Genomic DNA, 25,938 nt, shown 5'->3' on the forward strand with positions numbered 1-25,938 from the left:
CTGGCCAGCGCACCCAAGGCAATGCAGGCCTGCCGGCGCCTCACAGCGCGGTCACCCCCAGGCCGATGGCCGCGCACAGGCCCAGCAGCGGCATGACGCCCAGCTTGAAGCGGAACAGCGCGATACCGGCGCCCACGGCGATCAGCGCCGACACCCAGTCGAAGTGCCCGCTCCAGCCCTGCGGCCACAGCACATGCCACGCGAAGAACATGGCGAGATTCAGGATCACGCCGACGACGGCGGCCGTGATGGCGGTCAGCGGTGCGGTGAACTGCAGCTTGCCGTGGGTGGACTCGATGAGGGGGCCGCCGGCCAGGATGAAGACGAAGGACGGCAGGAAGGTGAAGAAGGTGACGACGCTGGCTGCCGCTGCGCCAGCGAGGAACAGCGAGTCGGGCCCGAAGAGCTGCTTCGTCCAGCCGCCGACAAAGCCGACGAAGGCCACCACCATGATCAGCGGCCCCGGCGTCGTCTCGCCCAGGGCCAGGCCATCGATCATCTGCGCGCCGGTCAGCCACTGGTGCTGCTCGACGGCGCCCTGGTAGACATAGGGCAGCACGGCGTAGGCGCCGCCAAAGGTCAGCAGCGCGGCCTTGGTGAAGAACCAGCCCATCTGCGTCAGCGCGCCCTGCAGGCCGTAGGCGGCGACGAGGCCGGCCGTGGCAGCCAGCCACAGCCCGAGGCCGATGGCCAGCACGCGGAGGAGTCGCGCGCGGGTGAAGAGGGCGTGCGGCGGGGTGGGTGTGTCGTCGTCGATCAGCGCCGGTCCGTAGCCCTGCCTGGCTGCACCATGGCCGCCGCCAAGGGCAAAGACCTGAGGCGCGCGCCGGCCGCCGAAGTGGCCGATGAGGCCGGCGGCCAGCACGATCAGCGGAAAGGGCGCGTCCAGCGCAAAGATGGCGACAAAGGCTGCGGCGGCAATACCCCACAGCCAGCCGTTCTTCAGCGCCCGCGTGCCGATGCGGTGAGCGGCGTGCACGACCAGGGCCGTCACGGCGGGCTTGAGGCCGTAGAACAGGCCTGCCACGACGGGCAGCTTGCCGTAGGCGAGATACACCCACGACAACGCGATGAGGATGAACAGCGACGGCAGCACGAACAGCGCGCCGGCGACGATGCCGCCCCAGCTGCGGTGCATCAGCCAGCCGATATAGGTGGCGAGCTGCTGGGCCTCGGGGCCGGGCAGCACCATGCAGTAGTTCAGCGCATGCAGAAAGCGCCGCTCGCTGATCCAGCGGCGGCGCTCGACCAGCTCGGTGTGCATGATGGCGATCTGCCCCGCGGGCCCGCCAAAGCTGATGAAGCCGAGCTTGAGCCAGAAGCGAAAGGCTTCCCAGAAGGCGATGGGTTGCGGCGCGTCGATCACGGGGGCTCCGGGCTGAAAACGGTCAGCCGCAATGTAGGCCCTGCTCACCGCGCCAGAACCTTCGCGATGCTGTCGCGCAGCGAGGCGGCGATGTCGCTGTCGGCCGGCACCTCGGCCAGCACGCGGCGCCAGTAGCCGATGGCCGCTGCCGTGTCGCCACGCTCGACAGCGGCGCTGCCCAGCAGGGCCAGCGTCGGCACGTGTTTCGGGTCGAGCTTGAGTGCGTGTTGCAGCAGCGTCTCGGGCTCACCGCCCAGGCCCACGCCTTTCACCAGGGCCAGCGTGACGGCGTGCTGGCTCAGCGGCTGCGGGTCGGCGGGGCGCAGGCGCTCCAGTTGCACATAGGCGGGCAAGGCGTCCTGAGGGCGGCCGAGCTGCTCGTAGGCACGGGCCAGCAGGGCCCAGCCGTCGGCGTCGTCGGGCGCGCGCTGCAGGCGGTCGGCCAGGCGCTGCACCATCTGCTGCACCGGATTGACGGCGGGGGCCGGTGCGTCGAGGGCGTCGGGGCGGCCGAGCTGGGCGTAAAGCAGGCCGGCGGCCAGTGGTAGTGCCAGTCCCAGGACGGCAGCGGTGCGCCAGGCGCGTGGCCCTTGAGGCCCCAGCAGGACCGGCGCGAGGGGCAACAGGGAGAACAGCGTCAGGGCAGTCGCTGCGATAAGGAAGAAAGTCATCGCGCCTCCTCGCGCCGCCTGCCCTGGCGCAGATAGACGCCGGCGCCGATGGCCAGCAGCGCCAGCGGCCCGAACCACAGCGGTGCGGTGCCCGCATGCAGGGCGGGGCGGTAGAGCACCTGCTCGCCATAGCGCTGCACCAGCTCCTGCCGCAGCTCCTCTTCGCTGCGGCCGGCGGCCAGGCCCTCGCGCAGCTGCCGTTTCATGTCGACGGCCAGCGGCGCGTTGGACTCGGCCACGCTCTGGCTCTGGCAGACGACGCAGCGCAGTTCCTGGGCCAGGCGCTCGACGCGGCTGTCGAGGTCGTCGGCCCGCGCGGCAAGGGCGGACAACAGGGCGAGGGCGATCAGGCTACGCACGCTTCAACCTTTCGATGAGAGGCAGCAGGCGCTTGTTCAGATCCTCGGCCGTGACCGGCCCGGTGTGCCGCAACCGCACGATGCCGCGCTTGTCGATGACGAAGGTCTCCGGCACGCCGGTGATGCCCCAGGCCAGGCTGCCCTTGCCCTGCGGGTCCAGCCAGGTCAGCGCATAGGGGTTGCCGTGGCGCTGTAGAAAGCCGCGGCCCAGCTCAGGCGTGTCGCGGTAGTCCAGGCCGACGACGCGCACACCGCCCTGGCTTGCCAGCTGGCCCAGCACCGGCAGCTCCGCGCGACAGGGCGCGCACCAGGAGGCGAAGACATTCAGCACCCAGACCTGGCCCTGCAGCGCCTGGGCCTCGCCGTCCAGGCGTTCGAGGTCCAGCACCGGTGCCGGCTTGCCGACCAGCGGCGAGGTCGTCGTCTCGGCCTGGGCGTCGCGCTGCAGCAGGCCGCGGCCGAGCAGGGCGACGAGGGCGGCGGCGCCGATCAGAGGAGCAAGGGCGACGATCTTCATGGCGTGGACAGCGTGGGGACGATGAGGGGCGTGGCCTGCAGTGCGCCGCGCGGCCGGCGTTGCCGCGCCAGCACGCCCCACAGGCCGCCGATGGCCATCAGCAGCGCGCCTATCCAGACCCAGGCCATGAAGGGCTTGATCTGCAGCCGCAGCGCCCAGCGACCGTCGGCATCGGCTTCGCCCAGGCTGACGTAGATGTCGCGCCAGGGGCTGCGGGCGATGGCGGCTTCGGTCATGGCCATCTGGCGGCGGGCGTAGACGCGCTTCTCCGGCGCCAGCAGCACCGCCTCGCCGCCGCGTTGCCAGCGCAGGCTTGCACGAGCGGCGCGGTAGTTGGCGCCGTCCACGGCCTCCAGCTTCTCGAAATGCAGCAGATGCCCGGCGACGCGCACCTGCTCGCCCGGCGCCAGCTGCAGGTCATGCGACTGTTCCAGGCTGCGCACCAGCGTCACGCCGAGGATGAAGACGCCCACGCCGGCATGGGCCAGCCACAGCGGCAGGCCCTGGTGCCAGGCCGCGCGTTGCCGCCAGGCCAGGGCCAGGGTGCCGCCCAGCGTCCAGATGCCGGTGGCCACGCCGGCCGCCATCCACAGCGAGCCCTGCAGCGCCAGCGCCAGGGCGCCGGCACTGGCCAGGGCCGCGAGGGCCAGCGACAGCAGCGGCTTGAGATGCGTGAAGGTGGCGGCCCGCCAGCGCGCCAGCGGGCCCAGCACCAGCAGGGCCGCCAGCGCCAGCATCAGCGGCGGGAAGACGGTGTCGAAATAGGGCGCACCGACCGACAGCCGGGTGCCGCTGATGACCTCGGCCGCCAGCGGGTAGAGGGTGCCCAGCAGCACGGTACCGGTGGCCGTGACCAGCAGCAGGTTGTTCAACAGCAGCAGGGATTCGCGCGAGCCCAGCGCATAGCCTTCGGCCGGCCCGGCGCGCTGGCCGCGCCAGGCGAACAGGGCCAGCGAGCCGCCGACCGACAGACCCAGCAGCGCGAGGATGAAGAGGCCGCGCGCCGGGTCGCTCGCGAACGCGTGGACCGAGCTGACCACGCCCGAGCGCACGAGGAAGGTGCCGAGCAGCGACAGCGAGAAGGCCAGCAGGGCCAGCAGCAGGCTCCAGCGCAGGAAGCCCGGCCGCTTCTCGGCCACGGCCAGCGAGTGGATGAGGGCCGTACCCAGCAGCCAGGGCATGAAGGCGGCGTTCTCGACGGCGTCCCAGAACCAGAAGCCGCCCCAGCCCAGTTCGTAATAGGCCCAGAAGCTGCCGAGCAGGATGCCGCCCGTCAGCGCCGACCAGGCCGCCAGCACCCAGGGTCGGGCCCAGCGCGTCCAGCGCGCGTCGAGCTCGTCTTCCAGCAGGGCCGCCACGGCGAAGGCGAAGCCGACCGCGAAGCCGACATAGCCCATATAGAGCAGTGGCGGGTGGGCCGCCATGCCGGGGTCCTGCAGCAGCGGGTTCAGGTCGCGGCCCTCCAGCGGCGCCGGCAGCAAGCGGGCAAAGGGGTTGGACGTGAAGGCGATGAAGGCGAGGAAGCCAGCCGCCACGAGGCCGAGCACGCCTTGCACGCGCGCCGCGAAAGCCGGCGGCAGATCGCTGCTGCGCGCCGCGACGAGGGCCCCCCAGGCCGACAGCATCCACACCCACAGCAGCAGCGAGCCCTCATGGCCGCCCCAGCTCGCGGTGATGCGATAGCCCAGCGGCAGCTCGCGGCTGGCGTTGGCGGCGACATAGGCAACCGAGGTGTCGAGCTGGATGAAGCTCGTCACCAGCGCGGCGAAGGCAAAGCTGACGAGGCCGAAGCCGACGCCGGCCAACGGCCGCACCAGCGCCATCCAGCGCGCGCGCCCGGCGTGCGCGCCCCACAGCGGCAGCACGGCTTGCGCGACGGCCACCACGAGTGCGAGCAGCAGGGCGAACTGACCCAGTTCGGGTGTCATCGCGAACTCGCCTGTTTCAGCGCCGCGGCGGCCTCGGGCGGCATGTAGTTCTCGTCGTGCTTGGCCAGCACCTCGTCGGCGATGAAGCCCAGACCGGCCAGGCGACCCTGGGCGACGACGCCCTTGCCTTCGCGGAAGAGGTCGGGCAGCGGGCCGCGGTAGCTGACGGCGACGTCGCGTGCACCGTCGGTGACCGTGAAGCTCATCAGGCCGTCGGCGCCGCGCTGCACCGAGCCGGGCGACACCATGCCGCCGAGGCGAAACCGCGTGCCGGCCGGTGCCTCGCCGCGCGCGATCTCGCTGGGCGTGACGAAGAAGACCAGGTTCTGGCGAAAGGCCTTCAGCACCAGGCCACCGGCGAGTGCAAGCAGGCTCAGCATGGCCAGCAGGCCGAGGAGGCGGGCGTGGCGGGGTTTCATCGCCTCAGGCTCCAGAGTTCGATGGCGATGCCAACGGCCACCGCCGCGAGGGAGCTCCAAACGTAGAACGCATGCGCGCCGAAGAGCTCGTTCATGCGACGCTCCCCAGTGCTCGCGGCCAGCGCGCTTCGAATTCGACGCGGGCCTGCAGCAGCCGCCTGGCGCGCGCCAGCACGACCGCACCGGCATAGGCCCAGAAGCCCAGCGTCGACAGCAGCAGCGCCGCCAGCATCTCAGCCGCGATGGCGCTGCCCCGCGTGCTGAGGGACGCACCCTGGTGCAGGGTGTTCCACCAGCTGACCGAGAAATACAGCACCGGCAGGTTCAGCGCACCCACCAGCGCCAGCAGCGCACCAGCCTGGTCGCCCCGGCGCGGGTCGTCGGGCGTGTCGACGGCCGAGGTCAGCGCGATGAAGCCGACATAGAGCAGGGCCAGCAGCAGGGCCGAAGTGAGGCGTGCATCCCAGACCCACCAGGTGCCCCAGGTGGGGCGGCCCCACAGCGAGCCGGTCAACAGCGTCAGCAGCGCGAAGAGGGCGCCCGTCGGTGCGAGGGCACGCATCAGCACGAAGGCCAGCCGCGTCTTCCAGGCCAGGCCCCACAGCGCCCAGAAGGCCATGGCGGCGTAGCAGACCATGGCGATCCACGCCGCCGGCACATGCAGGTAGAGGATGCGGTAAGCCTCGCCCTGCTGGGCATCGGTGGGCGCGATGAAAAGGCCGAGCACGAGGCCCGCGACGATGCCGAGCGCGGCCAGCACCCACAGCGCGGGCAGCAGCCGGCCGGTCAGCGGCAGGAAATGGGCGGGGCTGGCATAGCGCCAGAGCGGGTGGGGCGTGCTCATTCAATCCAACATCAGTGAGAGGGCGGCCGAGGTGGCCCAGGGTGCGAGCGCCAGCAGCACGGCCAACCAGGCGCCGAGCAGCAGCAGGGCCGTGTCGGCATTGGCGCCGCCTTGCGCGGCGGCCGTGCCAAAGACCAGCACCGGCACCTCCAGCGGCAGCAGCAGCAGGGCCAGCAGCCCGGCACCCGCGCGCGCATGCAGCACCAGGGCGGCGCCCAGGCCGCCGAGCAGGGCCAGGGCCGGCGTGCCCAGCAGCAGGCTCAGGGCCAACGGAACCGGGTCATCAATGCCGAAGGCCAGGGCCAGCAGCGGCGTGACGAGCACCAGTGGCAGGCTGCCCAGACCCCAATGCACGGCCAGCTTCAGCGCCACGGCCAGCGGACGCGGCAGCGGCGCCAGCCACCATTGCTCCAGGCTGCCGTCCGCCAGGTCCGGCGCGAACAGGCGCGGCAGGGCCAGCAGGCTGGCCAGCAGGGCGGCGATCCACAGCAGGCCCGGTGCCAGCTCGCGCAACCGCGCCGGGTCGGGGCCCAGGCCCAAGGGGAACATGGCGGCCACGCCGACGACGAAGCCCAGCGGCGTCAGCCATTCGGCCGGCTGGCGCAGCGTGCTGGACCACTCCCGCCGGGCCAGCGCCGCGGCGGCTTGAAGGGCGGCGCCCATCAGGGCCTCCCGAGCTGCAGGCTGCGGACGCTGCGCTTGAGAGGCAGGGCCTGGTGGCTGGTGAAGACGACGCTGCCGCCTTCGTCCGCATGGCGGTCCAGGCGCTGGGCCAGGCGGTCGGCCATTGCCGAGTCCAGCGCGGCCAGCGGTTCGTCCAGCACCCACAGCGGTGCGACCCGGGGCAGCCACAGCTGGGCCAGCGCAGCGCGGCGGCGCTGGCCTTCGGACAACTGCGCCAGGCGCAGGCCGGCGGCGTCGTCGAGGCCGACGGGCGCCAGTGCCGCCAGCGCCTCGCCTTCGCTGCAGGGCCGACCGGCCAGCGCCGCGCTGCTGCGCAGCTGCTCGATGACGGACAGCACGTCCTTGAGTCCGGGCCGGTGGCCGATGTAGAGCAGTTCTCGCTCCACATGCACCCGCCCGGCGCGCGGCGCGCTCAAGCCGCAGATCAGGCGCAGCAGGCTGGTTTTGCCACTGCCGTTGGCACCCTGCACCCACAGCAGCTGGCCCGGATGCAGGGCCAGGTCCAGCCCCTCGAACAGCGGCCGCGCGCCGCGCGACTGGCCGACGCGCTGCAGGATGAGCACGGGCGGCGTGGCAAGCGAGGCGGGGGTGAGGGACATGCCCGCCACTCTAGGCAGCGGGCCCTGCGCCGCCAACGAAGCAAAACGACTGAGCTAGTGCAGTCGGCGTTGGCCTCAGGTTTTCAACGTGCGCAGCCAGCGCAGGCTGGTCTCTATGCTGGCCAGCGCTTCGGCCGGCTGATCGTGTTCGACGAAGTAGTGCCGGATGCCGCGGCTGGCCGGGTCGGCCAGCAGGCCGGCAAAGTCCACCGCGCCGGGGCCGACCTCGGTCATCTGGGCGAAGGCATCGTCCATCTTGAGGCTGAGCACATCGCCGCCGATCAGCGGCGGCAAGGCCTTGAGCTGCTTGAGATGGACGAGAGGGAAACGGCCCGGGTGGGCCTGCAGCAGCTTCAGCGGGTCCTGCCGGGCGGCGACGGCCCAGCAGAGGTCCAGCTCCATCTGCACCAGCCTGGCATCGCAGTCGGCCAGTAGCAGGTCATAGGGCCGCCGGCCCTGCAGCGTGGCGAACTCGAAGTGGTGGTTGTGATAGCAGAACTGCAGGCCGGCGCGGCGGCACAGTTCGCCGGCGCGGTTGAAGCTGTCGGCGCGGCGCTTCCAGCCGTCGAGGTCGCGCCATTGCGCTTCGTCGACCCAGGGAAAGACCAGGTAGCGGTGGCCGATGGCCAGGGCTGCGTCGATGATGCGCTGCCCGTCCGGCCCCAGCAGGCGGTCGTCCACATGGGCGGACGGTGCTGCCAGGCCCAGGTCGTCGAGCAGCTTGCGGAGGGCGTGAGGCGGCTGGTCGAAATAGCCGGCGAACTCGACCTCGCGATAGCCCAGCGCGGCGATGCGGGTCAACGTGCCGCGGAAGTCGCGCTTCAGTTCGTCGCGGACGGTGTAGAGCTGCACGCCCGGGTTGGCGATGCGCGGCGTCTCAGCGGCCCAGGCGGGCGCGGCGCCGGCGGCGAGCAGGCCCTTCAGGACGAGACGCCTGTCCAACTTCATGCCGGTACCCGGTAGATGGCGCAGAGCTTGTTGCCATCGGGGTCGCGCACATAGGCGAGGTGGAAGTTGCCGAGGCTGTGCTCGCGCAGCCCCGGCGGCTCCTCGATGGAGGTGCCGCCGTGGGCCACCGCCACGTCGTGCAGCTGCTTCACCTGCTCGGGCGAGTCGCATTTGAAGGCGACGGTGCCGCCGTTGGCGAAGCAGGCCGGCTCGTCGTTGATGGGCTCGCTGATGGCCAGGGTGCTGCCGTTGTGGCGGTAGAAGAGCCGCACATGGCCCGAGGCCGCGACGTTGCGCACGGGCTCGCCGGCGCCGAGCACGCCCAGCACGGCGTTGTAGAACTGCCGGGACCGCTCGATGTCGTTGCTGCCCACCATGATGTGATTGAACATGCTGTCTCCTTGCTGCTTGGGAGACAGTCTAGGCTGCCGGTGGGGGCGGTTTGTCGAATCCGGTGCGGCTGGTTCGTCGCAGGGAACTGGCCGAAGGCGGCCAGGGTCACCCAGGAGCCATGCAATGACGCAATACCTGATCTCGTTCAACGAAGGCGCGATGAGCCACATCCCGCAGGAGGACTTCCCTGCCGTCAGCAAGGCCGCGGTGAGCGTCGTGCTGGAGGCCATGGCCGCCGGCGCCTTCATCTTCGGCGGCGGCCTGCTGGAGCCGCCCACGACGACCGTCGTGGCCACCGACGGCAGCGTCACCCAGGGCCCGAACCCGGCCTGCCGCGACTTCATCGGCGGCTTCACCATCGTCGAGGTGGCCGACCGGGCCGCCGCCCACCAGTGGGCCGCCAAGATCGCCGTCGCCTGCCGCTGTGCGCAGGACGTGCGCGAGTTCATGCCGTTGCCGGTTGAAATGACCGGCCGCGCGTGAGGCCTGTTCAGGGCGCGGCGATACCGTCGATGCGGTCCAGGCGCACGATGATCCGGCCGTACTGCTGGTTGCGCAGCTCCACCCATTGGCCGGGCTCGATGCGCGTCACCGCCCCCGCGATCGTCTGGCCGTTCACATAGAGGGTGATGCCGCGCTTGTCCTGCAGCGCGGTGGCGAGTGCCTGCTCCATGCCTTGGATGGCTTCGGCTGCCTGGGCAGCGCCTGAGGCGACGGTGAGGGCGCAGGCGAGCACGACGGAGGAGACGAGGGGGCGAAGAGACATGGCGGCTTCCTTGATGAGGGGGTGGGTTATTTCAGCGCTTGCAGGCGTCGGCCTTGCAGCCCATGGCCCGAGCGGTCCGTCGCGTCCAGGCCGTCCCGGTACGACGTGTCGCTGGCGAAGGGGCGGCCGCGGTGACCAAGCCGGCACTGTCCGTGCCATGTGTCGCAAGCGGGTTTCAGGCCGAGCCCTGGTTTGTTTCGTTTGTTCAGTTCGCCGCTGAAAGACGGCCACGTTGCTTTACGGAAAATCAGCGCTGTCTGACGGACGGCCAGGGGCGACACGGCCAGCATGGAGGCAAACCAAGGAGACCCTTGCCATGATCGCCTCGCTGCTGGGCCGCTACGCGCTGAAGCCGTTTGCCAAGGCCTTGCCGCAGATGGGCGACACCGAGCGCGCGGCGCTGGAGGCCGGCACCGTGGGCTTTGAAGGCGAATTGTTTGCCGGCGCCCCGGACTTCGACCACCTGCTGGCCATGGCGCCCAACCGTCTCACGGCCGAGGAGCAGGCTTTCCTGGATGGCGATGTGCACGAACTCATCGCCATGCTGGACGACTTCGCCATCGACGAGGCGCGCGACTTGCCGCCCGAGGTGTGGCACTTTCTGCGCGAGCGTCGCTTCTTCGGCATGATCATCCCGCGCGAGCAGGGCGGCCTGGGCTTCGGCCACTTCGCCCACGCGGCCGTGGTCACCCGCATCGCCACCGTCAATGTGGCTGTCGCCGTGACCGTCATGGTGCCCAACTCGCTGGGCCCCGCTGAGCTGCTGCTGCGCTATGGCACCGATGCGCAGAAGGCCCGCTACCTGCCGCGCCTGGCAGATGGGCGCGACCTGCCCTGCTTCGGCCTCACTTCACCCTATGCTGGCTCCGACGCCGCCTCCATTCCCGACACCGGCGTGCTGACCGAGCGCGAGATCGACGGCCGCAGCGTGCGCGGCTTCAGCGTGCGCTTCGACAAGCGCTACATCACCCTCGCGCCCGTGGCGACCGTCGTGGGCCTGGCCTTCCAGGCGCTGGACCCATCGTGCCCCGAAGGCCAGCAGCAGCTCGGCATCACGTGCGCATTGATCCCGGTGCCCACGCCGGGCCTGCAGATCGGGCGCCGCCACCGGCCCATGAACTCCGCCTTCATGAACGGCCCCATCCGCGGCGATGACGTGTTCGTGCCGATGGACTGGATCATCGGCGGCGAGGCGCAGGTGGGGCAGGGCTGGCGCATGCTGATGGAATGCCTCGCCGCGGGGCGAGCCATCTCGCTGCCGGCACTGGGCGCGGCCATGCAGCAGACGGCCCTCTATGTGATGGCTGGCTACGGCCGCATCCGCGAGCAGTTCGGCCTGCCCATCGCGCGCTTCGAGGCCATTGCGGGGCTCATCGCGCGCAGTGCAGCGGACCTGTACGCGTCGGACGCCGCGCGCCGCTTCACGGCTGCCGCGCTCGACGCCGGCGAGCGGCCCAGCGTGGCCAGCGCCATCCTCAAGGTGCAGCTCACCGAGGCCGGCCGCCGCGCGGTCAGCGCTGGCATGGACGTGCTGGGCGGCAAGGGCATCATCAGCGGGCCCGGCAACCTGCTGGGCGTGGCCTACCGGCATGCGCCCATCGCCATCACGGTGGAGGGCGCCAACCTGCTGTCGCGAGCTCTCATCATCTTCGGCCAGGGCGCCGTGCGCTGCCACCCGAACGTCCTGGCCGAGATGGCAGCCGTGCAGGCCAAGGACGAAGTGGCGCTGGGCAAGGCCCTGCTGGCCCACGTGGGCCACGTCGCGCGCAACCTTGGCGCCAGCCTGTTCGGCGCCGGCCTGAAGGGCCAGGTGCCCGCCGGGCTGGAGAAGGAGGCCCGGCTGATCGCCCGCGTGTCGGCCAAGTACGCGCTGACGGCAGACCTGGCGATGGGGCTGCTCGGTGGGCGCCTCAAGCGCATGGAGCTGCTGTCGGCGCGGCTGGGCGATGTGCTGTCCCACCTCTACCTGGCCGCGACCAGTGTGTGGCGCTTCAAGGTCGAGGCGGATCAGAAGATGCTGCCGTTTGCGCGCGCGGCCATCCGCTTCCAGCTTGAAGAGGCCGCCGCCACGTTGCGCGATCTGCACGCCAACATGCCGTCGGGCACGTTGAAGGCGCTGTCGCCGCTGCTGCTGCATGGCACCCGGCATCTGGCGCCGCTGCGCGACCGCGACCTCATCGCGCTGGCCGAGTCCCTGCGCAGCGATCCGTCGCTGGTGGCGCGCCTGTGCCCGGACTTCACGCCACCGGCCACCGGCGGCCTGCGCGACCTGGCCGACGCCCTGCGCCTGGCCGATGCCTTGGGCGACGAAGTGACCGAGCTGAACCGCGCGCTGCGTCGCAGCCACTCGCTGGCATCCGCGGCGGCCGCGTCGAGCAACCCCGATGCGGCGCTGGCCTATCTGCGTGCGGCGGACAAGGTCATCCAGGTAGACGATTTTCCGGCGCAGTAGTGGCTGCGTGGAACGTGCGACTTCACAAGCCCGCCGCCCGCGCCGCCAGCGTGCCCAGCTCGCCATACAGCGGCAGCACATTGGTGCCGGCGGCGGGGTGCACGCGGTTGGACAGCAACACGAAGAAGCTGTGGCTCGTCGGGTCCAGCCAGAAGGCGCAGCCCGTGAAGCCGGTGTGGCCGAAGCTGGTGGGCGGATACAGGCTGCCGCGCGGGCGCGCATAGGGCGAGGCGATGTCCCAGCCCATGCCGCGCTTCTCGGCGATGTCGGGCGGGGACTGCGGCGTCGTCAGCAGGGCCACGCTCTGCAGCGACAGCAGGCGCCGGCCATCCTCGGCCACGCCGCCGGCCAGCAGCATGCGGGCGAAACGGGCCAGGTCTGCCGACGTCGTGAACAGGCCCGCATGGCCGGCCACGCCGCCCATCTTGCGTGCGGTCGGGTCATGCACCTCGCCGCGCAGCACCTGGCCATCGGCGAGTTTTTCGGTCGGCGCGATGCGCGCGGCAGCCATGCGACGCAGCGGCAGATAGCCGCTGTCCTTCATGGCCAGGGGCTGGAACAGGGCCTGCTCGRCAAACTGCTCCAGCGGCATGCCGGCGGCGCGCTCGACGATGAGGCCGAGCAGGATGTAGTTGACGTCGGAGTAGCGGAACTGCGTGCCGGGCGGCGCGGCCAGCGGCAGGGCGCAGGCGATGCGCAGTGCGTCGTCCTTGCCGGCCCAGTCGCCGGCGCCGTTGCGCGGCAGGCCTGAGGGCAGGCCCGAACTGTGCGTCAACAGCTGGCGCAGCGTGATGCCGGCCTTGTCGGCGCCGCCGCAATCCGGCAGATAGCGCTGCAGCGGGGCCTCGACGTCGAGCTCGCCGCGTTCGCGCAGCAACTGCACCAGCGTGGCGGTGACGACGGGCTTGGTCAGCGAAGCGGCGTCGAAGACGGTCGCTTCGTCCAGCGGCTCGGGCGCGGGGTCGACGGCGCGCCGGCCATAGGCGCGATGGTGGCTGCCGTGGCCGATGCGCTCTATCCAGACCGCCGCGCCCGGCAGCTGGCCCTGGGCGATGAAGCGCTCGACGGCGGCGTCGGCCTCGGCGAGAGGCGCCGGGGCGAGGGCGGGGCGATGGGCGCAGGCCGCCAGCAGCGTGGCGGCGATCAGCCAGGCGGCGGTGTTGAGGAATCGCATGGGCAGGGATTCTGCAGGCCCCGCCCGGGCCGGCCTCAGCCGCGCCGTGCCGCCTCGATCTTGGCGATGTCGATCTTCTGCATCTCCATCATGGCCTGGAAGGCCCGCTTGGCGGCGGCGGGATCGGGGTCGGTGATCGCGGCGATGAGGGCGCGCGGCGTGATCTGCCAGGACAGGCCCCAGCGATCCTTGCACCAGCCGCACTGGCTTTCCTGGCCGCCATTGCCGACGATGGCTTTCCACAGGCGGTCGGTCTCGGCCTGGTCATCTGTCGCGATCTGGAAGGAGAAGGCTTCGTTGTGCTTGAAGAGCGGGCCGCCGTTCAGGCCGATGCAGGGGATGCCGGCGACGCTGAAATCCACGGTCAGCACGTCGCCCTGCTTGCCGTCGGGAAAGTCGCCCGGTGCGCGGTGGATGGCGCCGACGCGGCTGTCGGGGAAGGTCTCGGCGTAGAAGCGCGCGGCGTCCAGCGCATCGCCGTCGTACCAGAGGCAGATGGTGTTCTTGGCGGTCATGGGGTCTCCTGTTGAAGGGTTGCGTCGAATCTTGGCCCCTGGCGGAGGCTCAGGTGGTTACGTTATGTTGTCGCCATGAAGCTCCGCCGTTCGCTGCTGGCCGGTTCGGCCCTGGTGGCCCTGTTCGCCGTCACGCCCGTGCTGCAGGCGCAGGCGCCCACGACGCCCGCCCAGGCTGCGCGGCAGCTGATGCAGGCCACGCCGGCGCCGCAGCGGAGCGATCTGCTGCGTTCTTTCACGGACGCCGCTCGCAGCGATTGGCACTACACGCCGCGCCGCCGCGACGGCGTCGCCTTGAAGGCCATGTCACCCGCGCAGCGCGAGGCGACGACGGCCCTGCTGCGCACGGCGCTGAACGAGGGCGGCCTGGACAAGGTGAGGGCGCTTATGGCGCTGGAGATCGCGCTGCGCGAGATCGAGGGTTCGGGCGGCGCTCGCGATCCCGAGAACTATGCCGTTGCGATCTACGGCGAGCCGGGCGCAGCAGGCTGGGGGTGGCGCATCGAGGGCCATCATCTGTCGCTGCACTTCAGCCTGAGTGGCGACCGCTACGTGACGACGCTGCCGCAGTTCTTCGGCGCCAACCCGGCCGTCGAGCCCAAGCGGGGGCTTCGTTTGCTCGGCCATGAGGAAGACCTCGCCCGCCAATGGCTGGCCGGCCTGACGCCGGCGCAACGCTCGCGCGCCATCTTCAGCGACCGCCCCTTCGGTGACATCGTCAGCCGCAATGCTCCGCGCGCCCGGCCGCTGGACGCGGTGGGCCTGCCATTCGCGGACATGGACACCGGCCAGCAGGCCCAGTTGCTGAGGCTGGTCGCGGCCTTTGCCGACCATCTGCAGCCCGAGCTGGCCCTGGCCCGCCTGGCCCGCGTGCGGGCGGCACCGCTCGATGGCATCCGCATGGGCTGGGCCGGCTCGACCCAGCCGGGCCAGCCGCATTACTTCCGCATCCAGGGCGCGAGCTTCCTCATCGAGTTCGACAACTCCGGCGGCAATCACATCCACTCGGTGTGGCGTGACTTCGACGGCGACTTCGGCCGCGACGTGCTGGGCGAGCACTACCGCCAGGCCGAGGGCAGCGCGCATCGCCACCGGGCGGCTACTTCACCTTGACCACCACCTTGCCCTTGGCCCGGCCGGTCTCGACATAGGCCAGCGCGTCGTTGGTGGATTCGAAGGCAAAGACGCGATCCACGACCGGGCGTATGGCGCCGGCGTCGACCAGCGCCGTGATCTCGCGCAGCTGCTGGCCGCTGGCCCGCATGAAGAGGAAGGCGTAGTTCAAGCCCAGGCGCGCCGCCGTCCGCCTGACACCGGCACTCAACAGGCGCACGACGAGGCGCACGAACCAGGGCGCGCCAATGCCCTTCGCGAAGGCGGGATCGGGCGGGCCGGAGATCGAGATGAGGCTGCCGCCGGGCTTGAGCACGCGCAGGGACTTGTGCAGCGCCGCGGTGTCCTGGCTGTGCAGCACGACGTCGTAGTCCTGCAGCACCCGCTCGAAGTCGTCTTTGCGGTAGTCGATGACGACGTCGGCGCCCAGGCGCTTCACCAGCTCGATGTTGGCGCTGCTGGTCGTGGTGGCGACGGTGGCACCGACATGCTTGGCCAGCTGGATGGCGAAGCTGCCGACGCCGCCCGAGCCGGCCTGGATGAAGACCTTCTGCCCCTTCTTCAGCTGGGCCTTCTCGATGAGGGCCTGCCAGGCGGTCAGGCCCACGAGCGGCAGCGAAGCGGCCTCTTCCATGCTGAGGGCCTTGGGCTTGAGGGCCAGGGACGCCTCCTTGACGGCCACGTATTCGGCGAAGCTGCCGATGCGGAAGTCGTCGGGCCGGGCGTAGACCTCGTCGCCCGGCTTGAAGCCCTGCACGCGCGGCCCGACCTGGGTGACCACGCCGGCCACGTCATGGCCCAGCACGAGGGGCAGGCGGTAGGGCAGGATGAGCTTGAACTCGCCGTTCCTGATCTTGGCATCCAGCAGGTTCACGCCGGCGGCATGGACCTGGACGAGCACCTCGTCATCGCGCAAGGCCGGCTCGGCCATCTCTGCCGACCGCAGTGCGCGGTTTTTGCCGTAGCGGTCGAGGAGAAAGGCCTTCATGACGCGCTCGCCGATGACACGGCGTCGAGTCGCAGATCGCTTCGAATGCCGGCGTCCACCATGCCGGCGGGTGCGAATCGGCGCAGCAACCGCAGGCGGCTCGCGAGCCCACCGGCCGTGTAGCGGAGTTTGGGTTGCGCCGCGCTGGCGGCCTTCAGCACGACGTCGGCAACGACGCCCGGCTGGTCCGCGGTCGTCATCACTTGCCTGACCCTTTCGGTCACGGCCACACGGGCCTCGCGGTAGTCGTCGAGCATGGCATCGGGTTCCAGGAAGTTCGCATCGAACGGCGTCTTGGTATAGGCGGGCTCGACCACCGAGACCCGGATGCCACGGGTGCGCAGCTCATGGTCGAGCGATTCGGAATAGCCTTCGATGGCGTGCTTGGTCGCGGCATAGAGGGCGCCGYAGGGCATGGGCAGGAAGCCCAGCACGGAGCCGATGTTGATGATGCGGCCGCTGCGCTGCCGGCGCATATGCGGCAGGACAGCCCGCGTCATGCGGACGATGCCGAAGAAGTTGGTGTCGAAGATGGCCTGTGCCTGCTCGATGGAGCTTTCTTCCGCGCCGGCCGGCGCGACGCCAAAGCCGGCGTTGTTGACGAGCAGGTCGATGCGGCCGTGCAGCGCCACCACCTTGGCCACGGCGGCCTCGACCGAGTCGTCCAGCGTCACATCCAGGGCCAGCATCTCGAAGCCGCGCTGCCCCGCCTGCCGCCCCTGCCGGCTCGTGCCGTACACGGTGTAGCCCGCCTTGGCGAGCCGCTCGGCGGTGGCTTGGCCTATGCCTGAGGAGGCGCCCGTCACGAGGGCGATCTTGCTGTTCATCTTCATGGTGTTCTTTCGTCCGCGTGTGTGGGTCAGGAGCTCGCCGGCGTACGCGGTGCGCGGCGGGTCAGGAAGGCTTTTGTGTTTATTCGCATGATGTTCGTCATACTTGAAGGCGAGCAAAAAGGCCGACGTCCATCGGTGAGGTTCAGGGATGGGCGGGAGCCAGGCTTTTCAGCGCCGCGTCGAGCAGGCTGTCCGACAGCGCGGGCTCATCAACGGCACGCGCCAGCATCAGGGCGCCGACCATGGTGGACAGGGTCACCAGCGCTTGCTCGTGAGCCGCAGGCTGGCCCCAGTCGGGCGACTGGCGCGCGATCAAGTCCACCGTTGCCTTGATGTGGCGGGTGGTCACGCGGCGCACCTCGGGGGCCTGGCGCGATGTCTCCGAACCCAGCGCCGCCAGCGGGCAGCCCAGCTCCACCTGCTCGAGGTGGGCCTTGGAGAGGTAGGCGCCGAGCATGGTCGCCAGGGTCTGGTCGGGCGGCGTGCGGGCCACGACGTCGGCCGCTGCGGCGGCCGACTCTGCGCAGGCCTGCCCGGCCGCTTCCGCCAGCATGGCCTCGCGGGAGGCGAAGTGGGCATAGAAGGCGCCATGGGTCAGGCCCGCCTCCTTCATGATGTCTGCGACGCCCGTGCCGTCGTAGCCGCTGCGGCGAATGGCCCGCGCCGCGGCCGACACGATGCGTTCGTGCGAGGCCTCCTTGGCGGCGGTTCTGGCGTTGGTTGTCGTATTTCGCATGACGGTCATCATACGCCATCCGATTCGGAGTCGTCGTGACTTTCTTGACGCCTCGGGTCAGCTGGGCCGGCGCCGCATCACGCCGCCGACCAGCATCAGGCCGGCCGCCAGCATCGCCCAGCTGCCCGGCTCGGGCACCGCGGTGACGGTGAAGTTGTCGAAGGTGGCGTCCATGCCCTGGCCGAACAGGCGCTCCGACACCGGGATGGAGACGGCCAGGTCGGGCCGGTCGGGGTGCTGGAAGGGGAAGGCGTCGAGCAGGCTGAAGAGGCCGTGGCCGATGGTCAGGTTGCGGATCTTGCCGCCCAGGGCCTCGCCGGGGCCGTAGGAGGGGTAGACGCCGGACCAGTTCGCGCCCTGCTGGTCCAGCGGGATGCCGACGTTGTCGACCTGGGACACCAGCGCGCCGTCGAGAAAGTAGCTGACGCTGCCGACGTCGCTGTAGCTGATGGACGCCACGTGCGGGCCGGGGCCGATGTCGATCTGCCTGATGATCTGCGTGTACATCTTGTCGATGCCGACGTAGCTCGCGTCGCCCGGCAGCAGTGCCGGGTTGGTGACCGATGACGGCAGGCGTTCGATCAGCGTGAAGGCGGTCGAGCCGGAGATGAACCAGTCGAACAGCTGGCCGGTGGAGAAATCGATCATGTTCATCACGGCGCCGGCCTGCTGGCCTTCGAGGGCTGTTGCCGAATAGGGCAGGCCGCTCTGGATGTAGTTGCCGCTGATGACGCGGCCTCCCGCCTGCGTGTTGTGAGCCGTGGCGGTGATGGTGGAAGAGAAGGTCAGCGAGCCGCCTGTCGGCACCGCGAAGGTCTGCGTGCTGGTGGCGATGTATTTGAGATGGTCGTAGACGCTGAAGTCATAGCCCGTCTGGAACACCGGCGCCTTGATGGCGAAGTTGCCTGCCGAGAAGTCGCGCGTGTCGGTAGCGGCCATTTCGCCGAGTCCGTAGGGGTTGGCCCATTTGGCACCATAGCCGGCGAGGGAATAGCCGGGCGCGTCGAAGCTGTCGTAGACGATGGTGCCCGCCAGGGCGGGCCCGGCGCCGAGCGCCAGGGCCAAGGTCGTGCACCGACATACGGCGCGGGTCCAGTGAGTCTGGCTTGAGTTCATGAAGTGCCCCTTGATTCGAGGCTGCATTGCCTCGCTGCCGACATTCGGGCAATGCGCAGTGGGCGGTACGCAGGTTTTCCCAGGTCGGCGGCGTTGGCTCCTCTCGATTGGGGACAGCCTGGGAGAGGACCCGGTAGCCGCGCGGGCGCCGGCGCGGCGGTGCGCCAGCTCTAAAGCGGCTTTGTTATGAGTTCAGTCGCAAACTTGATTGGTCCTGCCGTGGCGTGGGCGTTAAGGTCTGGGCTTCCTCGTTTGTCTCCTCCTCCCGCAAGGGTGGATTCAGCCCTTCGGGCCGGTGCGCCGGTCGAAGGGCTTTTTTCTTGTGCGCAAAGCGCATGAGCGTTTGTGTTTTGATTCGTTTGCCGCAGAAGGCTGCGGACCTAAGCTGCCGGGGTTTTGCGCATGAGAGCCACGATGAGCACCGTTGTTGAATCCGCCAGCCCGCCTGTCGGCGCGCACCAGCGCCCGGCCATCCAGCCCTTGCCCGGCAGCTTCGCCGCCGAGGTGGTGGGCCTGGACCTGAGCCAGCCCCTCGATGACGACGACTTCCGCCGCATCCACCGCGCCCATCTGGATCACCATGTGCTGGTCTTCCGCGACCAGCGCATCACGCCCGAGCAGCAGATCGCCTTCAGCCGGCGCTTCGGCGCGCTGGAGATCCATGTGTTGCACCAGTTCCACCTGAAGGGCCACCCGGAGATCCTCATCGTCTCCAACATCGTCGAGAACGGCCAACCGGTCGGCCTCGGCGACGCGGGCTACTTCTGGCATTCGGACCTGTCGTACAAGGAAAAGCCCAGCCTGGGCTCCATGCTGCTGGCCCAGGAGCTGCCCAGTGAAGGCGGCGACACGCTGTTCGCCGACCAGCATGCGGCCTGGCAGGCGCTGCCGCCCGAACTGCAGGCGCGGGTCCGCCACCTGCAGGCCGAGCACTCTTACCTCGCCAAGTACGAGGCCCTGCGCGAGCGCAGCCCCTGGCGGCCCAAGCTCAGCGACGAGCAGGTGGCCCAGGTCAGGCCGGTCGTGCAGCCGGTGGTGCGCACCCACCCGGAGACGGGGCGCCAGGGTCTCTTCGTCAGCGAGCACTTCACGACGCGCATCGTCGGCCTGCCCGACGCCGAGAGCCGCGCGCTGTTGCAGCAGCTCTTCCAGTACGCGACCTTGCCCCAGTTGCAGTACCGCCACCGCTGGCAGCCGCACGACATGGTGTTCTGGGACAACCGCTCGGTGCTGCACCTGGCCGCCGGCTGCCCCGACCATCTGCGGCGGCGCCTGCACCGCACGACGATCGAGGGCGACAGGCCCTGCTGAGCTACTGGGCGTTCACCTTCAGCCAGTTCAGATTCCACTCCTTGCCGATGGACTTCAGGCGCAGCGTGTGGTTGCCGGCCGTCATGGGGAAGGGGGCGCTGGTTTGGGTGACCCAGGTCTGCCAGCCGCCCGTGTTGGGGACGGCCATCACATCCACCGCCTTGACGCCATCCACCCAGACCTCGAAGCCGGTGCTGCCGTTGGCGCTTGCCAGGCGGTAGTCGATGGTGAAGTTGCCGGCGGCAGCCGCCTTGATCTTGAACTCGATGAAATCGTCGGCATCGAAATGGCCCACGTCCTGGCCACCGCCGGTGTCGCTGCAGTTCTCGAGTTCCACGCCGCTCATGGCCGTGAAGGCTTCGGCCTGGAGGGTCGCGGGTACGGCCACATATAGGATGGCGGTGCTCGCAGCGTCGCTGTAATAGCTTTCGTTGGCAGCGGTCAGCGAAGTGACGACGTAGTAATAGGTAGCGCCGCTGACAGCCGTGCTGTCGGTGTAGGCATTGGCGGCAACTTTCTCGGCGAGCCTGGTGTAGCTGCCGCCGGCGCTGGTGCTGCGATAGACGTTGTAGCCCGTGACCTTGGCGTCGGTGCTGGCATTCCAGCTGAGCGCATTGCTGGTGCCGCCTTCAGTCAGCTTCAGATTGGCGGGGCGCGCCGGCAATTGGAAGACCTCCGGTGCGGTGGCGCTCGTCATCCATTGCGCCAGCCCCGAATGGACCTCGAGGGCCTGTGTGGCATAGCTCTTGAACAGGTTCTCGATTTCAGTGACCGTGGCGACAGTGAAGTCCACCTTGCCATTCATGTCGATGACGTCCTTGCCCTGCACCGGCTCCTTGTCGAGCAGATACATCTCGGCCCAGGTGTTGGCGCTGCCGTTGTCCTTGAACACGCCACTCAATGCATAGGTCTGGCCGCCTTCCAGCGTGATGGCCTGATAGATGCCGCCGTTGACTTCGCCGGTGACGCCGTCCGGGCGGGTCACCCGCAGCACGGCGCCTTCGCTGCCGGTCGGGGTCTTGCCCGCGGCCGAGGTGTTGAAGTCCAGGTTCAACCTGCCGCTGACGGTCAGCGTGGTCCAGCCCGTGCTGGAGCCGAAGCCGCCGTTGGTGATCACTTCGGCATTGGTGGCGGTGTTGGTGATGCTGATCTTGTCGAAGCTCACGTCGGGATTGCTGCCGGCCACCGCGCCGCTCTTGATGACGAAGTAGTAGGTCTTGCGGCCGCTGCCGCCCACCTTGATCGTGGAGGCCTTGACCGCACAGGCATTGGCGAAGCTGGCATCCCAGCCAGTGCAATCCCAGGTGCTGGCCTTGGCCACCATGCCGACGCCGGTGTCGAAGTTGGTGTTGACGGCATTGGTGACCATGCCCCAGGTGCCCTTGCCGGAGCCGCCCGCCGGGCTGACCAGCTTGTAGGCCCAGGAGGTCGACGCCCAGCCATAGCTGGCGTAGGTGTCGTAGGTGGCGCGGCCGATCTGGCCACCCAGGTCCAGACCAGCGCTTTGCCAGGGCTGGAATTCACCCACCAGCAACGGGATCTTCAGGTCGCTGACCTGCTTGTTGTAGGCACAAACACCGGTGGTGCCGGTCGCGCCGCAGCGCAGCCAGTCGCGGTGGACCATGTAGGCGGAATCGCCGGGTCTGTCGCCGAACAGGCCCGGGTAGGGATGAATCTCGAAGGCGACGTTGGTGAAGCCTTTGGTCGTCGGATTGCCGTAGGCGTCGATGCTGCCGTAATGGCTGGGCAGCATGACGATGTGCTTGTCGTCGATGGCGCGGATGGTTTTGTACAGGTCTTCGACGCGCGTCACCATCGCTTCGGCGCTTGACCCCCAGGGCTCGTTGAGCGGGTCGTAGGCCGCCACCACCGGCTCGTCCTTGTACTTGGTCGCGATCTGCTGCCACACCCAGCGCGTGCGCTCCTGCGCTTCGGTGTCCGTCCAGTATTTGTTCTGGCCGGCGCAACCGGTGTGATCGTTGGGCGTCTGGCCGCCATGGGCGCCATGCAGGTCCAGGATCACATAGATGCCGCGCTTCTTGGCCTCGGCGATGCTCCAGTCCAGGTATTTCCAGGCGTCGGCACGCAGGGTCTTGGGCTTCTTCTCGTCCTCGATGACGCTCCACAGAATCGGCAGGCGGACGATGTTGAAGCCGAAGGCTTTCAGTTGGTCCCAGTCGCGCGTGGTGATCCAGCTGTCGCGATAGAGCTTGATCAGGCGCTCCTTCTCGTCATAGCCGAAGCGCTCGGTCAGCTTGGCTTCGAGGGTGCATTGGTCGGTCACGCCATTGCCGCCCTGGCCCATCATCCAGAACTCCTGCACCAGCCAGTTGCCCAGGTTGCTGCCCTTCAGCAGCACCTGGCTGCCGCTGGCGTTGACCCATTTGCTGCCGTCGGTCTTCAGCAGTGTGAGGCTGTCACCGGGCGCTGGGGCGGGTGCCGGAGCCGGGGCGGGCGCAGGCGCCGGGCTGGGGGCAGGTGAGGGCGCGGGCGAGCCGCCACCACCGCCGCAACCGGCCAGCAGGGCCGCACCCATCAGGCCCCCCAGCAATGCGCCGCGCGCGGAACTGCCCAGCGGGGCGGCAGCGCCGCCCACCAACCATCGTCTTGCCACGTCTTGTCTCCGTTGTTGATTTGGAACCGGTTCCAAATCAGTATCCGGGACGCCTTCCAGGGCTGTCAACAGCCCCTGGGGGACTTCCTAGGGGAGTGCCGTGTTTCGGGTGGATTTCCGGGTTGCAGGGTGGAATCGATTCCACTAGGCAATCCGTGGGCGCTATTTCAGCCCCACCCACCAGCGCTTGTTGCTGCGCGGCTGCCCCACCGTCAGCACCTCGCCAATCTCGGGCGTGGCCAGGGCAATGCCCTGGGCCTCGGCGAGGTCGGCCAGCCGGTTCAGCGGGTCTTGCCAGGTGTGGAAGGCCAGGTCGAAGGTGCTGTTGTGCACGGAGAACAGCAGCTTGCCGCGCACGTCCTGGAAGGCCTTGACGCTTTCTTCCGGCGTCATGTGCACGGCGGGCCAGTAGGCGTCGTAGGCGCCGTTCTCGATCAGCGCCACGTCGAAGCCGCCGAAGCGCTCGCCGATCTGCCTGAAGCCGCCGAAATAGCCCGAGTCGCCGCTGTAGAAGATGCGTTGCTCGCCGCTCTGGATGACCCAGGAGGCCCACAGCGTGCTGTTGCGGTCGCTCAAGCTGCGGCCGGAGAAATGCTGGGCCGGCGTGGCCGTCAGCTGCACGCCGGCATGCGTGGCGCCCTGCCACCAGTCCAGCTCATGCACGCGCTCGGCGGGCACGCCCATCTCCACGAGGCGGGCCTTCACGCCCAGCGGCACGAAATAGCGCTGCGCCCGTGAGGCGAGGTACTCGATGGTAGGTACGTCGAGATGGTCGTAGTGGTCATGCGACAGGATGACGCCCTCGATGGGCGGCAACTGCTGCAAGGCCAGGGGCGGCGCGTGGAAGCGCTTGGGGCCGGCAAAGCTGAACGGCGATGCCCGTTCGCCGAACACCGGGTCGATAAGCCAGAACTTGCCGCCCAGCTTCAGCAGGTGGGAGGAATGGCCGAGGCGCACGAGGTGGTTGGCCTGCGGGTCCAGCGCCTCGAGCTGGGCGGTGGTCAGCGGCCGCACGGGAATGGCGTCAACCGGCACCGTGCCGACCTTGCTGCCGAAGATGAAGCGCGTCCAGATGGCCCAGCCGCTGGCGCCCGGTGGGGTCGCGGGGTTGGGCGGGTTGGCGAAGAGGCAGTCTTGCAGCTGCGGCGAGGCGGCGTAGGGCGCGCTGCAGTTGCTGTTGCTGGCGCAACTGGCCAGGAAGGGCAGGCTGGCGAGCACTGCGAGGCGCAGGAGGAGTCGCATGCGCCGAGTGTGCCAGCCGCGCTTTGGGCGCCGCCAAAAGAAAACCCGCCAGCGGCGGGTGGGTGACTGACAGCAGCGGAGGGGTCAGACCAGCCAGACGGCGGTCTGGGCCGCCGCCAGCGTCGTTTCGGCAGCGGTGCTGCGGCGGCCTTCGATGACGACTCGTGGCAGCTTGGCGATCAGCGTCGTGTCTGCGCGCTTGCCCACGATGACGACGCGCTCCAGCTTCACGACCTCGGTCGCGGGCGCTGCGGTGCCGTTGGCCAGGCCGACGCCGATGGCGGCAGCGGCGGTGACGGAAGCGATGGCGATCACGAAGGTCTTGGCGGCGGTGTTCATGGTGGGCTCCGGTGGGTTGCTGTGTCAGTGATTGCAGTGTCTGCAGCCACGCCGCGCGCTGCGAGGGCCAGGCGATGGATCGTCGGCGGGGGCGGACGAATTGCGGATTGGCGGGACGGGCGGGCCTGGCAACGCCTCGTGCCCATCAACACCGAGGGGCACGCCGATTGYCGGCACGTGCTGTCGTCCATGGCAGGAGAAACATATGCATGCCGCATCCCCACTGCTTTCCGCCGCCTGGCTCGCCGCGCTGCTGTCTCTGGCGTCGTTGACCCAGGCCCAGCCGCCTGCGCAGGCGCCGCGCACCGAGCCGGGCAGGGCCGCCCAGGCGGTCCAGTCCCGGGACGGCACCCGGATCGCCTATGACAAGCTGGGCAAGGGCCCGGCGGTCATCGTCGTGGGTGGCGGACTGTCCGACCGCGCGGGCGCCGCCGAGCTGGCCCAGCTGCTGGCGGCGCGCCTCACGGTCTACAGCTATGACCGACGCGGCCGGGGCGACAGCGGGGACAGCAAGCCCTATGCGGTCAGGCGCGAGGTCGAGGACATCGAGGCCCTCATCGACAGCGCCGGCGGCTCGGCCTATCTGTATGGCAAGTCCTCTGGCGCCGCGCTGGCGCTGCAGGCGGCGGCCCTGCTGGGTGGCAAGGTCAGGAAGCTGGCCCTCTACGAGCCACCCTACAGCGAAGCCGAGGGCGCGGCCAGGGAATGGAAGGCCTTCACGGCCAGCCTGGACAGGCAGCTCGCGGCCGACCAGCGCGCCGAGGCCGTCACGTCCTTCATGAAGTTCGTGGGTGCCCCCGACGCAGCGCTGGCGAAGATGAAGGCGTCACCGGCCTGGCCGGGCATGCTGAAGATGGCGCCGACGCTGGCCTACGACAACGCGCTGCTGGGGGACGACCGTTCCGTGCCGGTGGGCATCGCCGCCCAGGTGAAGGTGCCCACCCTGGTGATGGACGGCGGCGCCAGCCTGGGCCCCATGCCCTTCATGCGCCCGACGGCCGACAAGCTGGCCAAGGCCATCCCGGGCGCCCAGCGCCGGGTGGTCGAGGGCCAGGCCCATGACGTCAGCGCCCAGGTGCTGGCACCCATGCTGCTGGCGTTCTTCAACTGAGGCGCGCCAGCGCGTCGGCGATCTCGGCCGAGCCGCCGGGCCGCACCACGCGCGCCACCTCGCGGCCGTCCTGCAGCATGACGAGGGTGGGCCACAGCTTGATGCCGAAGGAGCGGCCCAGCGGCCGCCCGCGGCCGTCCTCGATCTTCAGGTGCCGCAAGGGTGCGGGCGCCACAGGGTCGGCCAGCGCTGCGCTGATGACCCCTTGAGCGGCCTGGCAGATGCCGCACCAGTTGGCGCCGAACTCGAGCACGGTGGCGCCCGCCATCGCGTCGACGTCGGCGCGCGTTGGTTCGTCGCTGGCATAGCGTGAGGGCGAGCTCATCGGAATCTCCTGTCGGCCGTGTCGACCGGTGTCGGCAAATGCGGTGCCCGTCGCCTTGGCCTGGCCTAGACGGGTTGCCGGTAGCGCTGGCCCCTGAAGCGCAGCACCAGTTCGCGCGGGCCGATCTGCTCCAGCACCAGGTCGGCACCCAGCTTGGCGCCTTCGCGCATCACCTCACCATTGACCATGACGAAGCGGCTGGCCGGGTCGTCGGAATAGACCGAGCCGCTGATCACCAGCTTGGGCAGCTCGCGGCGCAGGCTCTCGGGCAGTTCGGACAGCCGCGGAATGGGGGCTTCGGCCACCGGTGCCGGCGCGGCCACGTTGGCGGGCCGTGGCAGCGGCGCAGCGGCCACGGCGGCCGGCGGTGGCGCGGGCGGCAGATAGGGCGAGGCCGAGGCCGCAGGCTGCGGCAGAGGCCCGCTGGCGGCCTGCGGCGCGGGTGAGGTGAGGGGCGCGACTCGTGGTGCAGGCAATGGAGCCGGCGCGGGGGCTGGGTTTTGGCCGCTCGCCCACCAGCTGCCGGCGCCGATGCCGGCCAGCAGCAGCAGGCCGCCGCCGGCCCAGGGCAGCCA

Annotated in this window: 29 protein-coding genes; 5 read left to right on the forward strand and 24 right to left on the reverse strand. The window is 69.7% G+C overall.

Annotated features, from left to right (window positions below; genetic code table 11):
- Nucleotides 1-40: 40 nt before the first annotated feature.
- The 12 genes from chrA to AC1DW3_RS27135 form a co-directional block, all read right to left on the reverse strand.
- Nucleotides 41-1,366, reverse strand: a complete 1,326-nt coding sequence (gene chrA / locus AC1DW3_RS27080) for a chromate efflux transporter (RefSeq protein WP_477936754.1) — start codon at nucleotides 1,364-1,366, stop codon at nucleotides 41-43.
- A gap of 44 nt (nucleotides 1,367-1,410) precedes the next feature.
- Nucleotides 1,411-2,037: a tetratricopeptide repeat protein gene (locus AC1DW3_RS27085; protein ID WP_477936756.1), complete on the reverse strand. Its 627-nt coding sequence runs from the start codon at nucleotides 2,035-2,037 to the stop codon at nucleotides 1,411-1,413.
- The gene (locus AC1DW3_RS27090; protein ID WP_477936758.1) at nucleotides 2,034-2,396 is read right to left on the reverse strand and encodes a cytochrome c-type biogenesis protein; all 363 of its coding nucleotides are present in this window, start codon (nucleotides 2,394-2,396) and stop codon (nucleotides 2,034-2,036) included. The genes AC1DW3_RS27085 and AC1DW3_RS27090 overlap by 4 nt, the downstream gene beginning before the upstream one ends.
- Nucleotides 2,389-2,913 carry a DsbE family thiol:disulfide interchange protein gene (locus tag AC1DW3_RS27095; RefSeq protein WP_477936760.1) on the reverse strand — a complete coding sequence of 175 codons (525 nt, stop codon included), beginning with the start codon at nucleotides 2,911-2,913 and terminating at the stop codon, nucleotides 2,389-2,391. Before AC1DW3_RS27095 ends, AC1DW3_RS27090 begins: the two co-directional genes overlap by 8 nt.
- Complete coding sequence (locus tag AC1DW3_RS27100; protein WP_477936762.1) at nucleotides 2,910-4,841, reverse strand: heme lyase CcmF/NrfE family subunit; 1,932 nt, start codon at nucleotides 4,839-4,841, stop codon at nucleotides 2,910-2,912. Before AC1DW3_RS27100 ends, AC1DW3_RS27095 begins: the two co-directional genes overlap by 4 nt.
- Nucleotides 4,838-5,260 (reverse strand): cytochrome c maturation protein CcmE, encoded by a 423-nt coding sequence (ccmE, locus tag AC1DW3_RS27105; protein ID WP_477936764.1) that lies wholly within the window; start codon nucleotides 5,258-5,260, stop codon nucleotides 4,838-4,840. Before ccmE ends, AC1DW3_RS27100 begins: the two co-directional genes overlap by 4 nt.
- Nucleotides 5,257-5,355, reverse strand: a complete 99-nt coding sequence (ccmD, locus tag AC1DW3_RS27110) for a heme exporter protein CcmD (RefSeq protein ID WP_477936766.1) — start codon at nucleotides 5,353-5,355, stop codon at nucleotides 5,257-5,259. Before ccmD ends, ccmE begins: the two co-directional genes overlap by 4 nt.
- The gene (gene ccmC / locus AC1DW3_RS27115) at nucleotides 5,352-6,104 is read right to left on the reverse strand and encodes a heme ABC transporter permease CcmC (protein WP_477936768.1); all 753 of its coding nucleotides are present in this window, start codon (nucleotides 6,102-6,104) and stop codon (nucleotides 5,352-5,354) included. Before ccmC ends, ccmD begins: the two co-directional genes overlap by 4 nt.
- The gene (ccmB, locus tag AC1DW3_RS27120; RefSeq protein WP_477936770.1) at nucleotides 6,105-6,767 is read right to left on the reverse strand and encodes a heme exporter protein CcmB; all 663 of its coding nucleotides are present in this window, start codon (nucleotides 6,765-6,767) and stop codon (nucleotides 6,105-6,107) included. It abuts the gene before it with no gap.
- Complete coding sequence (gene ccmA / locus AC1DW3_RS27125) at nucleotides 6,767-7,387, reverse strand: heme ABC exporter ATP-binding protein CcmA (RefSeq protein WP_477936772.1); 621 nt, start codon at nucleotides 7,385-7,387, stop codon at nucleotides 6,767-6,769. Before ccmA ends, ccmB begins: the two co-directional genes overlap by 1 nt.
- A gap of 75 nt (nucleotides 7,388-7,462) precedes the next feature.
- The gene (locus tag AC1DW3_RS27130; RefSeq protein WP_477936774.1) at nucleotides 7,463-8,335 is read right to left on the reverse strand and encodes a sugar phosphate isomerase/epimerase family protein; all 873 of its coding nucleotides are present in this window, start codon (nucleotides 8,333-8,335) and stop codon (nucleotides 7,463-7,465) included.
- The gene (locus AC1DW3_RS27135; protein ID WP_477936775.1) at nucleotides 8,332-8,727 is read right to left on the reverse strand and encodes a VOC family protein; all 396 of its coding nucleotides are present in this window, start codon (nucleotides 8,725-8,727) and stop codon (nucleotides 8,332-8,334) included. The genes AC1DW3_RS27130 and AC1DW3_RS27135 overlap by 4 nt, the downstream gene beginning before the upstream one ends.
- A gap of 124 nt (nucleotides 8,728-8,851) precedes the next feature.
- Here AC1DW3_RS27135 and AC1DW3_RS27140 point away from each other — a divergent pair, with 124 nt between their 5' ends.
- On the forward strand, nucleotides 8,852-9,211 hold the full coding sequence (locus tag AC1DW3_RS27140) for a YciI family protein (RefSeq protein WP_477936777.1): 360 nt from the start codon (nucleotides 8,852-8,854) through the stop codon (nucleotides 9,209-9,211).
- A gap of 7 nt (nucleotides 9,212-9,218) precedes the next feature.
- Here AC1DW3_RS27140 and AC1DW3_RS27145 read toward each other — a convergent pair whose 3' ends face one another.
- Nucleotides 9,219-9,494 (reverse strand): hypothetical protein, encoded by a 276-nt coding sequence (locus AC1DW3_RS27145; RefSeq protein ID WP_477936779.1) that lies wholly within the window; start codon nucleotides 9,492-9,494, stop codon nucleotides 9,219-9,221.
- Between the two features lie 316 nt (nucleotides 9,495-9,810).
- On the opposite strand from AC1DW3_RS27145, the gene AC1DW3_RS27150 reads away from it, so the two are divergent.
- Nucleotides 9,811-11,946, forward strand: coding sequence for an acyl-CoA dehydrogenase (locus AC1DW3_RS27150; protein WP_477936781.1), 2,136 nt, complete (start codon nucleotides 9,811-9,813; stop codon nucleotides 11,944-11,946).
- Nucleotides 11,947-11,968: 22 nt separating this feature from the next.
- Here AC1DW3_RS27150 and AC1DW3_RS27155 read toward each other — a convergent pair whose 3' ends face one another.
- Nucleotides 11,969-13,120, reverse strand: a complete 1,152-nt coding sequence (locus AC1DW3_RS27155) for a serine hydrolase domain-containing protein (RefSeq protein WP_477936783.1) — start codon at nucleotides 13,118-13,120, stop codon at nucleotides 11,969-11,971.
- A 35-nt stretch (nucleotides 13,121-13,155) separates the two neighbouring features.
- Nucleotides 13,156-13,635, reverse strand: a complete 480-nt coding sequence (locus AC1DW3_RS27160) for a VOC family protein (protein WP_477936785.1) — start codon at nucleotides 13,633-13,635, stop codon at nucleotides 13,156-13,158.
- 75 nt (nucleotides 13,636-13,710) lie between these two features.
- Between AC1DW3_RS27160 and AC1DW3_RS27165 the strand changes: the two genes are divergently transcribed.
- Complete coding sequence (locus AC1DW3_RS27165; RefSeq protein WP_477936787.1) at nucleotides 13,711-14,748, forward strand: DUF3500 domain-containing protein; 1,038 nt, start codon at nucleotides 13,711-13,713, stop codon at nucleotides 14,746-14,748.
- On the opposite strand, the gene AC1DW3_RS27170 is transcribed toward AC1DW3_RS27165, so the two are convergent.
- The 4 genes from AC1DW3_RS27170 to AC1DW3_RS27185 form a co-directional block, all read right to left on the reverse strand.
- On the reverse strand, nucleotides 14,735-15,736 hold the full coding sequence (locus AC1DW3_RS27170) for an NADP-dependent oxidoreductase (RefSeq protein ID WP_477936789.1): 1,002 nt from the start codon (nucleotides 15,734-15,736) through the stop codon (nucleotides 14,735-14,737). The two genes, AC1DW3_RS27165 and AC1DW3_RS27170, sit on opposite strands and share 14 nt — an antisense overlap.
- Nucleotides 15,733-16,563 carry an oxidoreductase gene (locus tag AC1DW3_RS27175; protein WP_477936808.1) on the reverse strand — a complete coding sequence of 277 codons (831 nt, stop codon included), beginning with the start codon at nucleotides 16,561-16,563 and terminating at the stop codon, nucleotides 15,733-15,735. The genes AC1DW3_RS27170 and AC1DW3_RS27175 overlap by 4 nt, the downstream gene beginning before the upstream one ends.
- A 148-nt stretch (nucleotides 16,564-16,711) precedes the next feature.
- Nucleotides 16,712-17,317 carry a TetR/AcrR family transcriptional regulator gene (locus tag AC1DW3_RS27180; protein WP_477936791.1) on the reverse strand — a complete coding sequence of 202 codons (606 nt, stop codon included), beginning with the start codon at nucleotides 17,315-17,317 and terminating at the stop codon, nucleotides 16,712-16,714.
- 45 nt (nucleotides 17,318-17,362) lie between these two features.
- Nucleotides 17,363-18,370, reverse strand: a complete 1,008-nt coding sequence (locus AC1DW3_RS27185; RefSeq protein ID WP_477936793.1) for a DUF6081 family protein — start codon at nucleotides 18,368-18,370, stop codon at nucleotides 17,363-17,365.
- Between the two features lie 465 nt (nucleotides 18,371-18,835).
- Here AC1DW3_RS27185 and AC1DW3_RS27190 point away from each other — a divergent pair, with 465 nt between their 5' ends.
- Entirely contained in the window at nucleotides 18,836-19,732 is an 897-nt protein-coding gene (locus AC1DW3_RS27190) for a TauD/TfdA dioxygenase family protein (RefSeq protein ID WP_477936795.1), read from the forward strand.
- A gap of 1 nt (nucleotide 19,733) precedes the next feature.
- On the opposite strand, the gene AC1DW3_RS27195 is transcribed toward AC1DW3_RS27190, so the two are convergent.
- The 3 genes from AC1DW3_RS27195 to AC1DW3_RS27205 all read right to left on the reverse strand — a co-directional run bounded on the left by AC1DW3_RS27195 (nucleotide 19,734) and on the right by AC1DW3_RS27205 (nucleotide 23,927).
- Nucleotides 19,734-22,346, reverse strand: a complete 2,613-nt coding sequence (locus AC1DW3_RS27195; protein WP_477936797.1) for a cellulase family glycosylhydrolase — start codon at nucleotides 22,344-22,346, stop codon at nucleotides 19,734-19,736.
- A gap of 162 nt (nucleotides 22,347-22,508) precedes the next feature.
- Entirely contained in the window at nucleotides 22,509-23,588 is a 1,080-nt protein-coding gene (locus AC1DW3_RS27200; protein WP_477936799.1) for an MBL fold metallo-hydrolase, read from the reverse strand.
- Nucleotides 23,589-23,672: 84 nt separating this feature from the next.
- Nucleotides 23,673-23,927, reverse strand: coding sequence for a hypothetical protein (locus AC1DW3_RS27205; RefSeq protein ID WP_477936801.1), 255 nt, complete (start codon nucleotides 23,925-23,927; stop codon nucleotides 23,673-23,675).
- Nucleotides 23,928-24,132: 205 nt separating this feature from the next.
- On the opposite strand from AC1DW3_RS27205, the gene AC1DW3_RS27210 reads away from it, so the two are divergent.
- A complete protein-coding gene (locus AC1DW3_RS27210) occupies nucleotides 24,133-25,038 on the forward strand; it encodes an alpha/beta fold hydrolase (RefSeq protein ID WP_477936803.1) in 906 nt (301 codons plus the stop codon).
- Here AC1DW3_RS27210 and AC1DW3_RS27215 read toward each other — a convergent pair.
- Complete coding sequence (locus AC1DW3_RS27215) at nucleotides 25,031-25,363, reverse strand: thioredoxin family protein (RefSeq protein WP_477936805.1); 333 nt, start codon at nucleotides 25,361-25,363, stop codon at nucleotides 25,031-25,033. The two genes, AC1DW3_RS27210 and AC1DW3_RS27215, sit on opposite strands and share 8 nt — an antisense overlap.
- A gap of 65 nt (nucleotides 25,364-25,428) precedes the next feature.
- On the reverse strand, nucleotides 25,429-25,938 hold a 510-nt coding region (locus tag AC1DW3_RS27220; protein ID WP_477936806.1), incomplete at its 5' end, for a general secretion pathway protein GspB.

Source organism: Roseateles sp. P2_H4 (genome assembly GCF_056403315.1).

Excerpts from the sequence above, each read along its gene's own strand:
- AC1DW3_RS27210 (WP_477936803.1), top strand. The coding sequence starts at position 24,133 with ATGCATGCCGCATCCCCACTGCTTTCCGCCGCCTGGCTCGCCGCGCTG.
- AC1DW3_RS27145 (WP_477936779.1), bottom strand. The coding sequence starts at position 9,494 with ATGTCTCTTCGCCCCCTCGTCTCCTCCGTCGTGCTCGCCTGCGCCCTC.
- AC1DW3_RS27160 (WP_477936785.1), bottom strand. The coding sequence starts at position 13,635 with ATGACCGCCAAGAACACCATCTGCCTCTGGTACGACGGCGATGCGCTG.
- AC1DW3_RS27190 (WP_477936795.1), top strand. The coding sequence starts at position 18,836 with ATGAGCACCGTTGTTGAATCCGCCAGCCCGCCTGTCGGCGCGCACCAG.
- AC1DW3_RS27170 (WP_477936789.1), bottom strand. The coding sequence starts at position 15,736 with ATGAAGGCCTTTCTCCTCGACCGCTACGGCAAAAACCGCGCACTGCGG.
- AC1DW3_RS27130 (WP_477936774.1), bottom strand. The coding sequence starts at position 8,335 with ATGAAGTTGGACAGGCGTCTCGTCCTGAAGGGCCTGCTCGCCGCCGGC.
- AC1DW3_RS27085 (WP_477936756.1), bottom strand. The coding sequence starts at position 2,037 with ATGACTTTCTTCCTTATCGCAGCGACTGCCCTGACGCTGTTCTCCCTG.
- AC1DW3_RS27205 (WP_477936801.1), bottom strand. The coding sequence starts at position 23,927 with ATGAACACCGCCGCCAAGACCTTCGTGATCGCCATCGCTTCCGTCACC.
- ccmC (WP_477936768.1), bottom strand. The coding sequence starts at position 6,104 with ATGAGCACGCCCCACCCGCTCTGGCGCTATGCCAGCCCCGCCCATTTC.
- AC1DW3_RS27100 (WP_477936762.1), bottom strand. The coding sequence starts at position 4,841 with ATGACACCCGAACTGGGTCAGTTCGCCCTGCTGCTCGCACTCGTGGTG.
- ccmE (WP_477936764.1), bottom strand. The coding sequence starts at position 5,260 with ATGAAACCCCGCCACGCCCGCCTCCTCGGCCTGCTGGCCATGCTGAGC.
- AC1DW3_RS27150 (WP_477936781.1), top strand. The coding sequence starts at position 9,811 with ATGATCGCCTCGCTGCTGGGCCGCTACGCGCTGAAGCCGTTTGCCAAG.
- AC1DW3_RS27215 (WP_477936805.1), bottom strand. The coding sequence starts at position 25,363 with ATGAGCTCGCCCTCACGCTATGCCAGCGACGAACCAACGCGCGCCGAC.
- AC1DW3_RS27135 (WP_477936775.1), bottom strand. The coding sequence starts at position 8,727 with ATGTTCAATCACATCATGGTGGGCAGCAACGACATCGAGCGGTCCCGG.
- AC1DW3_RS27095 (WP_477936760.1), bottom strand. The coding sequence starts at position 2,913 with ATGAAGATCGTCGCCCTTGCTCCTCTGATCGGCGCCGCCGCCCTCGTC.
- AC1DW3_RS27200 (WP_477936799.1), bottom strand. The coding sequence starts at position 23,588 with ATGCGACTCCTCCTGCGCCTCGCAGTGCTCGCCAGCCTGCCCTTCCTG.
- ccmB (WP_477936770.1), bottom strand. The coding sequence starts at position 6,767 with ATGGGCGCCGCCCTTCAAGCCGCCGCGGCGCTGGCCCGGCGGGAGTGG.
- ccmD (WP_477936766.1), bottom strand. The coding sequence starts at position 5,355 with ATGAACGAGCTCTTCGGCGCGCATGCGTTCTACGTTTGGAGCTCCCTC.
- AC1DW3_RS27165 (WP_477936787.1), top strand. The coding sequence starts at position 13,711 with ATGAAGCTCCGCCGTTCGCTGCTGGCCGGTTCGGCCCTGGTGGCCCTG.
- AC1DW3_RS27140 (WP_477936777.1), top strand. The coding sequence starts at position 8,852 with ATGACGCAATACCTGATCTCGTTCAACGAAGGCGCGATGAGCCACATC.
- ccmA (WP_477936772.1), bottom strand. The coding sequence starts at position 7,387 with ATGTCCCTCACCCCCGCCTCGCTTGCCACGCCGCCCGTGCTCATCCTG.
- AC1DW3_RS27180 (WP_477936791.1), bottom strand. The coding sequence starts at position 17,317 with ATGATGACCGTCATGCGAAATACGACAACCAACGCCAGAACCGCCGCC.